12 protein-coding genes are annotated in these 13,772 nt (G+C 65.4%); 7 read left to right on the top strand and 5 right to left on the bottom strand.

All coding sequences use genetic code 11. The annotated features are described in order from the left end of the window. The first annotated feature begins 1 nt into the window (after window position 1). From F1735_RS17280 to F1735_RS17265, 4 genes are all read left to right on the top strand, one after another. Entirely contained in the window at window positions 2–4,132 is a 4,131-nt protein-coding gene (locus F1735_RS17280) for a DEAD/DEAH box helicase (protein WP_229505826.1), read from the top strand. A 55-nt stretch (window positions 4,133–4,187) separates the two neighbouring features. Next, window positions 4,188–4,706 (top strand): hypothetical protein, encoded by a 519-nt coding sequence (locus F1735_RS17275; RefSeq protein ID WP_229476773.1) that lies wholly within the window; start codon window positions 4,188–4,190, stop codon window positions 4,704–4,706. 112 nt (window positions 4,707–4,818) lie between these two features. Next, window positions 4,819–6,723: a DUF885 domain-containing protein gene (locus F1735_RS17270; protein ID WP_167238081.1), complete on the top strand. Its 1,905-nt coding sequence runs from the start codon at window positions 4,819–4,821 to the stop codon at window positions 6,721–6,723. Window positions 6,724–6,733: 10 nt separating this feature from the next. Further along, on the top strand, window positions 6,734–7,522 hold the full coding sequence (locus F1735_RS17265) for an alpha/beta hydrolase (RefSeq protein ID WP_167238080.1): 789 nt from the start codon (window positions 6,734–6,736) through the stop codon (window positions 7,520–7,522). Between the two features lie 37 nt (window positions 7,523–7,559). Here F1735_RS17265 and F1735_RS17260 read toward each other — a convergent pair whose 3' ends face one another. The 3 genes from F1735_RS17260 to F1735_RS17250 are packed head-to-tail and all read right to left on the bottom strand — an operon-like array spanning window position 7,560 to window position 8,998. Next, window positions 7,560–8,474 (bottom strand): hypothetical protein, encoded by a 915-nt coding sequence (locus tag F1735_RS17260; RefSeq protein ID WP_167238079.1) that lies wholly within the window; start codon window positions 8,472–8,474, stop codon window positions 7,560–7,562. Window positions 8,475–8,488: 14 nt separating this feature from the next. Beyond that, window positions 8,489–8,728 carry a type II toxin-antitoxin system RelE/ParE family toxin gene (locus F1735_RS17255; RefSeq protein ID WP_229505825.1) on the bottom strand — a complete coding sequence of 80 codons (240 nt, stop codon included), beginning with the start codon at window positions 8,726–8,728 and terminating at the stop codon, window positions 8,489–8,491. Between the two features lie 48 nt (window positions 8,729–8,776). Continuing rightward, window positions 8,777–8,998 (bottom strand): TA system antitoxin ParD family protein, encoded by a 222-nt coding sequence (locus F1735_RS17250; protein WP_167238078.1) that lies wholly within the window; start codon window positions 8,996–8,998, stop codon window positions 8,777–8,779. Between the two features lie 212 nt (window positions 8,999–9,210). On the opposite strand from F1735_RS17250, the gene F1735_RS17245 reads away from it, so the two are divergent. Continuing rightward, the gene (locus F1735_RS17245; RefSeq protein ID WP_167238077.1) at window positions 9,211–9,864 is read left to right on the top strand and encodes a hypothetical protein; all 654 of its coding nucleotides are present in this window, start codon (window positions 9,211–9,213) and stop codon (window positions 9,862–9,864) included. Here F1735_RS17245 and F1735_RS17240 read toward each other — a convergent pair. Both F1735_RS17240 and F1735_RS17235 read right to left on the bottom strand, forming a co-directional pair. Continuing rightward, a complete protein-coding gene (locus F1735_RS17240; RefSeq protein ID WP_167238076.1) occupies window positions 9,818–10,381 on the bottom strand; it encodes a DinB family protein in 564 nt (187 codons plus the stop codon). The two genes, F1735_RS17245 and F1735_RS17240, sit on opposite strands and share 47 nt — an antisense overlap. Then, the gene (locus tag F1735_RS17235) at window positions 10,374–10,859 is read right to left on the bottom strand and encodes a hypothetical protein (protein WP_167238075.1); all 486 of its coding nucleotides are present in this window, start codon (window positions 10,857–10,859) and stop codon (window positions 10,374–10,376) included. Before F1735_RS17235 ends, F1735_RS17240 begins: the two co-directional genes overlap by 8 nt. 281 nt (window positions 10,860–11,140) lie before the next feature. Between F1735_RS17235 and F1735_RS17230 the strand changes: the two genes are divergently transcribed. Then, the gene (locus F1735_RS17230) at window positions 11,141–12,874 is read left to right on the top strand and encodes an extracellular catalytic domain type 1 short-chain-length polyhydroxyalkanoate depolymerase (RefSeq protein ID WP_167238074.1); all 1,734 of its coding nucleotides are present in this window, start codon (window positions 11,141–11,143) and stop codon (window positions 12,872–12,874) included. A gap of 154 nt (window positions 12,875–13,028) precedes the next feature. After that, window positions 13,029–13,586 (top strand): hypothetical protein, encoded by a 558-nt coding sequence (locus tag F1735_RS17225; protein ID WP_167238073.1) that lies wholly within the window; start codon window positions 13,029–13,031, stop codon window positions 13,584–13,586. Window positions 13,587–13,772 lie beyond the last annotated feature (186 nt).

The following is a 13,772-nucleotide window of genomic DNA, read 5'->3' as shown; positions in this document are numbered from 1 at the left end:
CATGCGCGAGCAATTCGCGCACATGGACACGGTCGAGCAACATAGCGTCGCCATGCTGGCGATGGCGGGCGAGCCGATGGGCCGGATCCGCCTCCAGGAGCACCTCGCCGCCGCCGGTGTCGCGGTGGACAACGAGCGCATGGTGGCGGCGATGGATGCGCTGCGCGGCGCCGGCATGGCCAGCGAGTTGCAGCAGCGCGGCTGGATCGTCACGCCCGAGATCACCTGGCTGGCGCTGAGCGCCGCGCTCGACGCCGGCACCTTCGGCGCGCTGGCCGCTGCCTACGACAAGCTGACCCCGCTGCGCCGCAACTGGGAAGGCTTTGCCATCCTGCGCAGCTACCGCCAGGGGGTGGCGCTGCTGCGCATCGCGCTGGCCAGCGGCCAGGGCCCGGCCCAGGTGGCGCCGCTGCTGGCGGCCTGCATGAACTGCCACGAGGCGCTCTACCTGCATCCGCTGGTCGATATCTGCGCGCGCCCGTTCGAGCCGGCGCTGTTTGCGCGCATCCACCCGCTGGTGCGCGACGAGGTGCTCACGGTGCTGCTGGAAAATGCCCAGCGCGAACCGGCCAGCGCGGCGCAGTTGCGCGGGTTCGCCGAACGCCACCTGGCGAAAGGAGCGCCCTCGATGGCGCTGCGCATCGTCATGGCCGAACACCTGATTTTATGCGGCCGCCTGGACGACGCCTCGAACCTGCTGCACGACCTGGACGACTCGATGGCGCTGTTCTACCGCAGCGTCATTTTGCTGCTGCGCGATCACCACATGGAGGCGCTCGCCGGGTTCGAGCAGGCGCTCAAGGCGCTGCGCCGCGAAACCGGCAAGCGCAAGATGGCCTTTCCCGGCATCGGCGGCCACCTGTACGTGCTGGCGCTGCTGCGCAGTCCCGATCCGAAGCACGCCAAGGCGGCCGAAGCCTATCTCGACATCGTCACGCGCACCGCGCAAAGCCACGACACGGCGGTCTACCAGCAACTGAACCTGCTGCGCCAGATCCGCGGCGGCACGGTCGACGCCGCGGTACTGCCCACGCGCAGCTGGGAAAGCGCGCTGCAACCGTTCATGTTCCGCGCGTTGCTGCACTACTGGCTGGCGTTGCCGCAGCTCGACGACAAGCGCGCGCAGCTCGAACAGATGATGACGCAGGCGCGCGAAGGTGGTTTCGACCTGGTGGCGGCGCAGCTGGGCGCCCTGCTGGGCCGCATCGGCGCCGTCTCGCGCGACCAGGAAGCGACCGCCCTGCGCCAGCGCCTGCGCTGTGCCGACATGAGCGTCTGGTTCGAGCGCGAGGAGCCGTGGGAACGCCAGCTCAATGCGCTGATCAACCTGCAGCCGGCGGTGAATGTCGAAGTCGTGAAAGAAGCGCGCCTGGTGTGGGGCCTGCGCTTCGATCCGCTGTACGGCGTGCAGGACATCGAGGCGCGCGAACAGAAGCGCGACGCCCAGGGCGGCTGGAGCCGCGGCCGCGCCATGGGCCTGAAACGCCTGTCGGAGGACGCGGCCAGCTTCGACTTTTTGACCTCGCAAGACCTGCACGTGGTGGCCACCCTGAACGCCTATAAATACTACAGCGGCGGCGGGGTGCGTTACGAATTCGACATGGACAAGGCGGTGGCCGCGCTGATCGGCCACCCGCTGCTGTTCTGGATCGATGCGCCCGGCACGCGCGTGGAACTGCTGCCGGGCGAACCGGAACTGATGATCAAGGCGCGCGCCGGGAATGTGACCATCACCCTGCAACCGTCCATTGTGGACAATACCGACGACGTGTGCGTGACGCGTGAAACGCCGACCCGCCTGCGGGTGGTGCGCATCAGCGACGAGCACCGCCGCATCGGCGCCATCGTCGGCAATGGCCTGGTGGTGCCGCTGCACGCGGAAAAGCAGGTGCTCAAGGCGATCGGCGCGATTTCGTCGATCGTCACGGTGCAGTCGGACATCGGCGGCAGCGCGGCCGACATCGCCCGGGTGGAGGCCGACAACCGCCTGCACGTGCATCTGCTGCCCTATCAGCAGGGCCTGAAAATGCAGGTGCTGGTGCGCCCCTTGCCGGACGCCGGCGCCTATTACCCGCCCGGTTCGGGCGCCGAGAGCGTGATCGCTGAAGTTGGCGGCGCGCGGGTCGAAGCGCGCCGCAACCTGAACGCCGAACGCGAAGCCGAACGCCAGTTGGTCGGGGCGTTGCACGTGCTGGAGCAATCCGAAGCCGACCACGGCGAATGGCTGCTGGCCAATCCGGTCGCGTGCCTGGAACTGCTGGCCGAATTGCAGGAGCTCGACCCGGCCAGGGTGCTGCTGGCCTGGCCCGAGGGCGAGCCGTTCCGGCTGGCCAAAAAGGCCGATTCGAGCTCGGTGCGCCTGTCGATCAAGCGCGACAAGGACTGGTTCGCGGCCAGCGGCGAGGTGCAGATCGACGAGAACCGCATCATGGACCTGCGCACCCTGCTCGATCTGCTGCGCGAGAACGGCAGCCGCTTCGTGGCGCTGGGCGACAACCAGTTCATGGCATTGACGACCGAACTGCACCGGCGCCTGATGGAGCTGTCGGCCTTCGGCACGCCGAGCGCGGACGGGGTCAAGGTGCATGCGCTGGCCAGCTTCGCGCTGGAAGAACTGGCGCAGGACGCCGGCAAGGTCACCACCGACAAAGCCTGGATCGCCCACCTGGCGCACATGGAAAGCAACGCGGCCTTCGTGCCGCAGATGCCGAGTACCCTGCAAGCCGAGTTGCGCGACTACCAGGTCGAGGGCTTCGAATGGCTGGCGCGCCTGGCCCACTGGGGCGTAGGCGCCTGCCTGGCGGACGACATGGGGCTCGGTAAAACCTTGCAGGCGCTGGCGCTGCTGCTCTCGCGCGCGCCGCAAGGCCCGGCGCTGGTGATCGCGCCGACCTCGGTGTGCATGAACTGGATCAGCGAGGCGGCGCGCTTTGCGCCAACCCTGAACGTGAAGCTGTTCGGCAGCGGCGACCGCGCCGCCATGCTCGATGAGGCGGGGCCGTTCGACCTGGTGGTCGCCAGCTACGGCCTGCTGCAACTGGAAGCGCCGGCGTTTGCCAGGGTGCGCTGGAACAGCATCGTGCTCGATGAAGCGCAGGCGATCAAGAACACCGCGACCAAGCGCTCGCAGGCCGTGATGGCGCTGCAAGGCGAATTCCGCATGGTGGCCACCGGCACGCCGCTGGAAAACCACCTGGGCGAGTTGTGGAACCTGTTCCGCTTCATTAATCCGGGCTTGCTCGGCACCAGCGACCAGTTCAACCTGCGCTTTGCCGGTCCGATCGAACGGGCGCAGACTGCAACAAAGACATCAACGCGCGCTGACGCCGGGGCGCGTTTGCGCCTGCGCCGTTTGATCCAGCCCTTCATTTTGCGCCGCACCAAGGCGCAGGTGCTGGCGGAACTGCCGCCGCGCACCGAGATCGTGCTGCCGGTCGACTTGACCGAAGAAGAGACGGCGCTGTACGAATCGCTGCGGCGCGATGCGATCGCCAAGCTGGCCGCGCTGGAAGTGCCCGAGAGCCAGAAGTCGATCCAGATCCTGGCCGAGATGATGAAGCTGCGGCGCGCCTGCTGCAATCCGGCGCTGGTGGCGCCCGAGCTGGGCCTGCAAAGCAGCAAGCTCACCGTGTTCGCGCGCCTGCTCGACGAGCTGCTCGACAACCGCCACAAGGTGCTGGTATTCAGCCAGTTCGTCGACCACCTGACCCTGATCCGCAAGCATCTGGACGAACGCGGGATCAAGTATCAGTACCTCGATGGCTCGACCCCGATGCAGGAGCGTAAAAAGCGGGTCGATGCGTTCCAGGCCGGCGAGGGCGATGTGTTCCTCATTTCGCTCAAGGCGGGCGGGGTCGGGATCAACCTGACGGCGGCGGACTACGTGATCCATATGGACCCGTGGTGGAATCCGGCGGTGGAAGACCAGGCCTCGGACCGCGCGCACCGCATGGGGCAGCAGCGGCCGGTGACCATTTACCGGCTGGTGGCACGGCATACGATCGAGGAAGGCATCGTCGAGCTGCACAAGCACAAGCGCGACCTGGCCGACAGCCTGCTCGAAGGCAGCGACGTCTCGGCGCGCATGTCGCCGGGGGATATGCTGCGCATGCTGCAGGAGGGCTTGCGGTAGGCCAGGAACGACGTGGTAGCGGTCGGAGTAGCGCCCTGCGCCATTCCATGACATCATGCGTTTTTATCAAGCGGCGCCAAAATCCATGGAAGAAGACAACGCATCGAGAAGCTCCCCCGACGCTCACGTGATCGGCGTGAAGTCATGGCTGGCCTACACCGGCGTCGTGATCCTCGCGGCCCTGCTGTTCGGCGTCGCGCTGCCGCTGGCGTTCAGCTACGGCAACGAGATCGCCGCCGCCGTCGTCTTCGCCATCTCGGCGATCGTGGTCGGCTACCGCTTCCTGCTGCTGCGCAGTATCCAGCTGTACTACGATGACGTGGGCGTGTGGCTCTACTCCGGCGTGCTGCCCTGGAAAAAAGGCGTCACCGGCGTCAAATGGCGCGACATGGAAGACGCCAGCTTCGCGCAGGGCTTCTGGAGCTGGGTCACGCGCTCTTACACCGTGCGCATCGGCCACCGTTTCACCAAGTCGAGCGAGATTGTCCTGACCAATATCGCCAACGGCAAACACACCGTCGCCACCCTCAACGCGCGGCAGCAGGAGATGATCCGCGCCGGCGCCATCGACTGATCTCCCCTCTTCAACCCGACAAAAGCGCGCAAGCGGCGCGATTGATGCTAATCTGACGCCCCGCCGCATGCGTGCGGCTGCTCCTGTCCCTGTCACTACAAGGCCCAACACAATGTTGAAAACGAAAATTGCGCTGGCTGTTTTAATGACGTGCTTCGCGCTGGCGCCCGCAGGCGCTGCCAAGCCGAAAAAACAGTCCCAAGCACACAGCACCAAGACGGTGAAAGCCGCCAAGCCAGGCAAACCCGCTAAATCAGGCAAAGCCGCCAAGCCGGCCAAGGCAGCGGCCATCGCCGCGCCGGTCGCCGCCGCCGTTGTCGCCAGCGCACCCGCCGCCGGCGCCGAACGCTCGCAGGACCGGCGCTTCAATACGGTCAGCATGCAGTTCCTCGGCGCGCTGTGGCGCATCGATCCGGAAAGCGCGATCTATTCCGGCAAATACGACGGCGCGGCCAACCTGACCATCCCGAGCGCCGCCACGCGCGCCGCGCAACTGGCGTTCGCCGACGAATGGCTGCAAAAGCTGGCCAAGCTCGATACGCGCCAATTGTCGGTCAGGCAGCGTACCGACCACGTCCTGCTGGTCAACAAGCTCAATGCCGACCGCTTCTACCTGACCACCCTGCGCGAGTTCGAATGGAATCCGGCGCTGTATAACATCGCCGCGCCGATCGATTTGATCATGGGTTCCGAATACGCGGCCAAGCCGCAGCGCCTGCGCACCCTGCTCAAGCGCCTGACCAATGTGCCGGCGTATTACCAGGCGGCCCAGGCGAGCATCGTCAACCCGACCCACGAACACACGCAACTGGCCTTGCAGCAGGCGCCCGGCACCATGACGGTGCTGGCGGACCTGGGCAAGGCGGCGCAGGAATCGATCCTGAACCAGGCCGAAAAGGACCTGTTCGCGCGCCGCATCGCGGCCGCCGGCGACGCCCTGATCGGCTACGTCAACTTCCTCACCGATCTCGATAAGACGCAGCAGGCCAACAACAGCGCGCGCTCGTTCCGGATCGGCAAGGCGCTGTACGAACAAAAATTCGGCCATGACATCCAGGCCGGCGTGAGCGCGGAGCAGATGTACCAGAAGGCGCTCGGCGCACGCGAGCAGCTGCTGGCGCGCATGGATACCCTGTCCGACGAGCTGTGGAGCAAGACCATGGGCGGCGCCGCCAAGCCGGCCGACCGCACCAAAAAAATCGGCATGGTGATCGACAAGCTGTCGGCCAAGCACGTCTCGCGCGAGGAGTTCTTCCCCGAGATCCGGCGCCAGATCCCGCTGCTGCAAGACTGGGTGGTGAAGAACAAGCTGCTCACGCTCGATCCGAAAAAGCCGCTGGTGGTGCGCGAAACGCCGCTCTACCAGCGCGGCGTGGCGGGCGCGAGCATCGATGCGCCGGGGCCGTATCGGCCGCAAGACCGCACCTTCTACAATGTGACGCCGCTCGACGGCCTCTCGCCCGAACAGGCCGAGAGCACCCTGCGCGAATACAACCACTGGATTTTGCAGATCCTGAACATCCACGAAGCCATTCCGGGCCATTACGCGCAACTGGTGTATGCGAACAAGTCGCCATCGTTGATCAAGTCGCTGTTCGGCAACGGCGCCATGATCGAAGGCTGGGCGGTGTACGGCGAGCGCATGATGCTCGAATCGGGCTATGGCGACAATACGCCGGAAATGTGGCTGATGTACTCGAAGTGGAACCTGCGCGTGGTCACCAACACCATCCTCGACTACAGCACACACGTGCTGGGCATGAGCGAAGCCGATGCGATGGACATGCTCACGCGCCAGGCCTTCCAGACGCGCAGCGAAGCGGGCGAGAAGTGGCACCGCGCCAAAGTGAGCTCGGTGCAGTTGACCAGCTACTTCAGCGGCTACAGCGAGATCATGGACCTGCGCGAGCAGCGCAAGCAGGCGCTCGGCGCGCGCTTCGAGCTCAAGCAGTTCCACGAACAGTTTCTCGGCTACGGCAGCGCGCCGGTGAAGATGATCAAAGAGCTGATGCAATAAGGAGAGCGCGATGCGCATAGTAATAGGTGTGATTCTTGCGGCGCTTGCCTTGTATGTCGTCGCCTGCGTCGGCCTGTTTCTGGCGCAGCGTTCCTTGATCTACTTCCCGCAGCCGCGCCGTTTCGGCACGCCCGATTCGCTCATCAAGCTGCCCGTGGACGGCGCCGTGCTGGACGTGTCGGTGCGGCTTGACACCGGGCCGCGCGCGCTCATTTACCTGGGCGGGAACGCCGAGGATGTCTCGGCCAGCCTGCCCTTCCTGGGCGAGACCTTTCCCGGACAGGCGCTCTATCTGCTGCATTACCGCGGCTACGGCGGCAGTACCGGCAAGCCGACCGAGGCGGCGCTGTTCGCCGATGCGCTGGCCCTGTTCGACATGGTGCAGGCGCGCCATCCGCAGGTGACCGTGATCGGGCGCAGCCTGGGCAGCGGCGTGGCGGTGCATCTGGCGAGCATGCGGCCAGTGGACCGGCTGGTGCTGGTGACGCCCTACGACAGCATCGTCGGCATCGCCGAACTGCAGTTTCCGTGGTTTCCGGTGACGCTGCTCTTGAGGGATACATTCGAGTCGGGCGTGTACGCCGCCAGGGTCAATGCCCCGACCACGCTGATCGTCGCCGGGAATGACGAGATGATCCCGCGCGCCAGTTCGGAACTGTTGATGACGCGCTTTCAACCCGGCGTGGCGCGCTATATCAATGTGCCGGACACGGGGCATAACGCGATTTCGGACAGCCCGCTGTACGGCCCGGGGCTGGCCGGCGAGACGCTGCGCCAGCCTGCGCTGAAGGCGTACTAGCCGTCTGCGCGGCAGAAGCGCGCCAGGGAGTTTGCCGCTATGCGCCCGGCTGGCGTTCCCGCAATCGCGGCGTGGGATCGGGCAGGCTCTTCAGGCACGCCGGAGCGGCGCGCTCGCTCAGGCATGCACGCCACTGCGCCGACCAGTCGTTATTGGTGGCGCTTGCGCAGCCGGTTTCGGGGGGGGGGTGCTTGCATGCCTCCTGTTCCGCTTTGAATAGCTTGAACTGCCAGGCATTCCATGCGAAGCTGGCGCGCTGCCGGTCCACCTCGCTGCTGGAAAAGACAGTGGGATCGACGCTGCCGATCGGCCCGGTCCATGTCTTTCCGCGATTGGCCGACACAAACAACAAAAATTTGTCGAAACTGAGCGGGTCGGTGATCTCCAGCTGATACTGGCCGCCCAGGATCCGGAAGCGCGATCTGTAATAAGCAAACGCTTGAAATGCGGCCTTCAACTGCGTGTTGGCGCCGGCCTGTAAAGGTGCATTGGGGTGAAGGTTGTCGCTGAAGGTGAGGCCACCGTCGTCGCTGACGACCAGCACCGAGCCGCCGCGCTTGCCGTCCGCTGTCATGAAACGAAAGACCGCTTTGTCGGTCAGCGCGTAGATGGTGTTTTCACTCATGCCGTAATCGACGCAATCGGGCAGATCGTCGTTGAATGAGGCCAGGGTCGTGGCGACATGCTTGCCTCGGTAGGTGATGTGAAACGCGGCAGCGAAGGCATCCCTGATCTTGCCGCTGTGAAATGCATCGTACTTGCCGAGGTGGGGCGCGTGGGCAGTCAGTGCGAACTGCGAGCCATCCGGTAGAGAACATGTCCGGTCTCGCCCATCCGCCGAGCGTTTTTCGGTCTCGCTCAAGCCGGGCTGGTGTTCCTGCTTGCCGGACCTGCACGCAGCCAGGGACAGCACGCCGACGCTTACAACGATTGCCAGTACAGCTTTTTTCACATGGTTCCCGGTTGTTATGTTATCCACAGATCAGAATAGAAATTCTCATGCGAACCAAGGTTAAGCAGCAGCGCCGCGGCGGGTGAGCGCTTGTCTGGCTGAAGCTGATATGCCAGTAAAACTTCTTGCTTGTTGATCTTGAATTTATGCACAAAAAACCCTGCAAGATCGCCCTTCTTTTCCTCGCCGATCGAAGGATCGCCAGCGATCATTTTGACGGCTTTGTCGACGACAACCTTGTCTTTAGGATGCAACTTTTATAGCCCTTGCAAAAGTTGGCGTGACAAGGATCGCCAACACAGTCATGCCCCAAATTGGTAGGGCGCAAGCAGTCCCGCTTTTGCCTCCTGAGCAGACAGCAAGGTATCTTTGATGAACTGCAACGGCAGATCGGGATTGTCTTCGACAGCCTTGCCAAGGCGTGCCCAATATTCAATCTGCTTTGGCACCGAGCGATGCCCGGCGGCCGCATGCGGCTTGGCCATTTCGATCAGTTCATCTGACAATTTCAGCGTAGTGGACATGGATTGACCTCCTGTACGTTTTAGTATGCAGCTGTCTGCACCCTTTTACAAGCGCTTGGACCATACGCTACATGACTGCCGGACTGGCCTGTTAACAAGCACTGTGGTATTTCGCGCACCTTCCGCTAACGTTGATTATAGGCAAGTTACTTGCCATATTGCATCGTTAGAATGTGTGAAGTTCTTGTTCAACTCCACGCAAAGGATACGCCATGACGCCAGGCCCAAACCCTGCCCTGCTCATCGCGCTGACAGCCATGGCCCTGGCCGGCTGCGCCAGCAAACCGCCGCCGGCCGCAGCGCCGCCAGCCGGCATCAAACCGCCCAACAGCCAGCTTGAACATTGCCCTGGCGCCTTGGGAACCCTGTCTTTCGGCAAAGATGCCGAGCAGTCCGGCACCTTGCCGCTGCTGCGCCTGATGGTGCGGGCGTCGAACTGTTTCACGCTGGCCGATGCCGCTCTCCATGACGGTAAGCGCACACTTACAGCATCCGATTACACCGCCACGCCCTCGCTCAGCTTCGGCGACGGCGCCGCTGTCGGGCGCCTCGGTTCCCTGCACGATATCGCCCTGCAACCGTCCACCCTGCTCACCTTGACCGACAAGCGCTCCGGCGCCGCCCTGGCGGTGGCGCAGGGCAGCGCCAGCCACTGGCGTTTCGGCGCGGCGGGCGGCTTTTTCAATGGGGGCTTCGCGGGCGCCGACAGCTACACCGGCACGCCGCAGGGCAAGGTGCTGGTGGCCGCCATGGTTGATTCATACAATCAAGTGGTGCGCTCGCTCAAGCGCCACGCGGCGCGCGCCGACGCCGACGCGCTCAGGCCGGCGCAGATGGCGCGGCATGATCCGCCACGTTCTCAATAAGCATCAACAAGTCGGTCACGCCGAGGTCGACGCCCGCCTGCGACAGCAAGGTGCTCGCCTGCCCCCGATGGTGGGTCTGGTGATTGAAAAAATGCAGCAGCAGGTCGCCGAAGCGCTTTTGCGAGCGAATCCCTTTGGTGCTGGCGTAATGCAGCACATGGTCGAGGTCGGCGTCGGCCAGCTGCGCGAGCCATCCCCCGATCAGCTCGTCGAGCCAGCGCCGGTGCGCGGCCAGCATGGCCAGCTCGTCGCTGTAGACGGCGTCGAGCGCGCCTGGTGCGGGCAGCGCCAGCACCGCATCGAGCGCGGCAAAGCGCGCCGGATGGGTGGCGAAACGCCGCAGCCAGATGGTATCGGCCGCCACCAGGTGATTGAGCGTGCCGAGCAAGGAACCGAAGAACGCGCCACGCCCGGCCGCCAGTTCGTGCGCGGGCAGCGTGGCCGCGGCGTCGACGATTTTCTGGTTCATCCAGCTGTTGTAGCTGGCCATCAATCGAAGGTGACTCAGTTCAGACATGGTAACCCCTTGCACGCAATTGTTGGAGGACGGCGCCGTGGCCGCTGAGCAGCACCGACAGGCGGATCACGCTGCCGCTGCGAAATGTCAGCACATACATGGCGCAGTACGAACGGTAGCGCACGCTGCGCAGGTCGCGCCACGCCTCGTTGCGCCGGCCGCCCCACGGCGTGATGAACACAATGCCGCCATCGTCAACCTGGCCGCGCGTCATGATGCCTTCGCACAGGCAGTAGACGCCGCCGATGGCCAGCGCGAGCGCCAGCACGATCAAGGCCGGGTAATTGTCGTGCTCGCGCGAGAACGCCACCCAGGCCAGCACAGCCACGCCCAGCAATTGCAGGATGCCGAGCCGTTCCAGGAAAGGCGCGAACACCAGGGAGCCGTCGCCGGCGCCGAGGCGCAGGCGCGCGCCGATCCAGCGCACGGCGAACCAGGCGGCAAAGGCACCGAACAAACCTGCGGCAAGCACCGACACAATCACTCCTCCAGGAAACGCAGCGTGTCATTGTGCCTCACATCGCGCGCGCCTGCTGCGGCCCCTGTGCAATGACGCACAAGCATCGTGCCGGGACGCTCCGGTGCATCAGGAAGATATTTGATTCCCGTACGGTAGAATTATTTCCGGCTGTTACTTCCCGTGAACCGTCCCGAAGGCTGGCCGCCCAGCGCGGTACCCCCTCTACGCCCCCAACCGAGCTCTTCCCTGCAAGCACGCGCAGCCTTCCCGTATGTTCAAGACAGAAAAATGGAGACATCATGGACATCAAGCACTCTCTCGGCCGCCGCGCGGCTTCCTTACTGCTGTGCCTGCCAGCGTGCGCGCTGGCCCAGGTCCAGGCCGGCCCCGGCGCCTGGAGCGGCAACCAGACCTGGGGCGCGGACAGCGTCAACGGCGGCAACCTGAGCGGCTACTTTTACTGGCCCGCCACGCAACCGGTGCTGGGCGGCAAGCGCGCGCTGGTGATGGTGCTGCATGGCTGCCAGCAAACGGCGGCCGGCGACGTCATCGATGCCGGCGCGGACAAGGGCTTTAACTGGAAGGGGGTGGCCGACCAGTACGGCGCCGTGGTGCTGGCGCCTAACGCCACCGGCAATGTCTCCGGCAGCCATTGCTGGGATTACAGCCTCGGCAACCACAACCGCGCCAGCGGGCACGATGGCGTGCTGCTGAACCTGGTCAGCCGTTTCCTGGCCGATGCGCGCTACGCCATCGATCCAGACCAGGTGTACGTGACGGGCCTGTCCTCGGGCGGCGGCCAGACCATGGTGCTGGGCTGCCTCGCGCCGGATGTGTTTGCCGGCATCGGCATCAACGCGGGGCCGCCGCCGGGCACCACCACCATGCAGATCGGCAGCGTGCCGTCCGGGTTCAACGCGAACACGGCGGGCAACAAGTGCATGACGATGGCCGGCGCCCAGCAAGGCAAGTTCGCCACCCAGATCGCCAGCGTCATCTGGGGCAGCAACGATTACACGGTGGCGCCCGCCTACGGGCCGATCGATGCGGCGGCCATGCGCATCGCCTATGGCGGCGTGTTCACCAGGGGTGCGCAGGTGCTGGTGCCCGGCGGCGGCGGCAACACGCCCTATACCGACGGCAACGGCAAGCTGCGCACCTCGGAAATCGCGGTGAGCGGCATGGGCCATGCGTGGCCGGCCGGTCCCGGCGGCCAGAACGGCCACTTCGTCGACCCCACCAAGGTCGATTACCCGGCCTTTGTGATGGATTTCTGGTTCAGGAACAACCTGCGGGCGAGCGCCATTGCGGCGCCGCTGATGACGGTCTGCACGGCCAGCGTGGCGGGCAACGCCGCCACCATCGGCGGCGCCGCCGTGGATGCGGGCGGGACCATCGGCAGCTACCGGGTGGCGCTCTCCGGCGCCACCCCGGTCAATGACGCGCAAGCCGGCAGCGGCGCCGCCTTCAGCATCGCTTACGCGCTGGCCAACGGCTACTACAGCGGCACTGTCACGGCCACCAGCGCGCGCAGCGGCCAGACCTCGGCGCCCTGCACCCTGCCCCAGTTCCTGGTGGGACCGGCGCCGGCCGTGCAGCCGCCGGCCGGCTTGAAAGCCGGCGCCGCCAGCGCCAGCAGCATCGCCCTGTCGTGGAGCGCGGCCGCCGGCGCCAGCGGCTACAACCTCTACCGCAACGGCGGCAAGGTCACGCCGAGCCCGCTCACGGGCACGTCCTACACCGATACCGGGCTGGCCGCCTCCACCAGCTACACCTATCAGGCCTCGTCGTTGGCGGGCGCGGTCGAAAGCGGCTTGTCGGCCGGCGTGAGCGCCAGCACCAGCAGCGGCTTTATCTGCAGCACGGTCACGGCCAGTAACTTTGCCCACGTGCAGGCTGGGCGAGCGCACGCCAGCGGCGGCTTTGCGCTGGCCAACGGGTCGAACCAGAACATGGGCCTGAACAACCTGTTCTACATCCAGACCCTGGCGCAGACCTCGGCCGGGCATTACGTGCTCGGCCACTGCCCGTAAGGGCGGCGCGGACAGCGCCCGGCCCCGATTAACGCACCGCGATGGTTGACGCACCTCACGCGCGCGATCGCTGCGGCTCCTAATCTGGACGTGCCAGGCAGGCCGTCATCATGGCGATGGCGGTCGCGCCTGGCTTCACTGTCAAGGAGCCGCCATGTCTACTTATCTTCCAACCTTGCGCGCCACCCGTCCTGCCCGCGTGGGTGCCGCGCTCGCCGTGATCGCGCTGGCGCTTCCCGGCCTGGCGCTGGCCGGCAGCAACTGGTCGTCCGTGGGATCGACCGGCACGCCGGATGAGTCGTGCAGCGACAGGGTGTCGTTCCACAATAACGATGCCGGCCTCGTCAGCGGCGCCACATCCCTGAGCTGCACCATCCGTTACCAGGTGCATGATACCTGGGACGGCAACGGCATCTTGAGCGTGTATTCGGGCGCGCGGTTTACCGACAACGGTATCTATTCCGAAGTGCGCACGCGCCTGCGTTCGCACAATACCGCCACCGGCGCCTTGAGCACCCTGGCGACCCTGTCGAGCAACAGCTATGCGCCGGCGGCCACCCCGCAAACGCGCTACCTGAGCAACTGCGTGGCGCTGAACTTCAACGCCAACAGCTACTTCATCGAGGTGGACCTGGTGCGCAGCGCCTCGCCCGTCGGCGCGATTCCCGGCTTGCCTGTGCTGGGACAACTGCGCCTGCTGCACTGCCAGTAAGGCCATGCGCCCACCTGTAGCGCGCCGCCAATGCCCCAAGGGAGAGCAATGATGCGACTGATTCCCGACACCGCCCTGCTGGCCGTGATCGTCATGCTGGGCGCCTGCGGCAGCGACGACGATCCGCCGGCCGCACCGGCGCAGGCGCCGCCGGTGCTGGCCGCCGCCGCTGCGCCCGAACCGGCG

The sequence above is a fragment of the Massilia genomosp. 1 genome, assembly GCF_011682185.1.
GTDB classification, from domain to species: domain Bacteria; phylum Pseudomonadota; class Gammaproteobacteria; order Burkholderiales; family Burkholderiaceae_D; genus Telluria_A; species Telluria_A rubra.
The sequence above is the reverse complement of the archived record's forward strand: the minus strand, read 5'-3'. Positions and strand labels throughout refer to the sequence as shown.

Bases quoted from the DNA above. Each gene is read 5' to 3' on its own strand.
- F1735_RS17230 (WP_167238074.1), top strand. From the start codon at position 11,141: ATGGACATCAAGCACTCTCTCGGCCGCCGCGCGGCTTCCTTACTGCTG.
- F1735_RS17245 (WP_167238077.1), top strand. From the start codon at position 9,211: ATGACGCCAGGCCCAAACCCTGCCCTGCTCATCGCGCTGACAGCCATG.
- F1735_RS17240 (WP_167238076.1), bottom strand. From the start codon at position 10,381: ATGTCTGAACTGAGTCACCTTCGATTGATGGCCAGCTACAACAGCTGG.
- F1735_RS17270 (WP_167238081.1), top strand. From the start codon at position 4,819: ATGTTGAAAACGAAAATTGCGCTGGCTGTTTTAATGACGTGCTTCGCG.
- F1735_RS17225 (WP_167238073.1), top strand. From the start codon at position 13,029: ATGTCTACTTATCTTCCAACCTTGCGCGCCACCCGTCCTGCCCGCGTG.
- F1735_RS17250 (WP_167238078.1), bottom strand. From the start codon at position 8,998: ATGTCCACTACGCTGAAATTGTCAGATGAACTGATCGAAATGGCCAAG.
- F1735_RS17265 (WP_167238080.1), top strand. From the start codon at position 6,734: ATGCGCATAGTAATAGGTGTGATTCTTGCGGCGCTTGCCTTGTATGTC.
- F1735_RS17280 (WP_229505826.1), top strand. From the start codon at position 2: ATGCGCGAGCAATTCGCGCACATGGACACGGTCGAGCAACATAGCGTC.
- F1735_RS17275 (WP_229476773.1), top strand. From the start codon at position 4,188: ATGCGTTTTTATCAAGCGGCGCCAAAATCCATGGAAGAAGACAACGCA.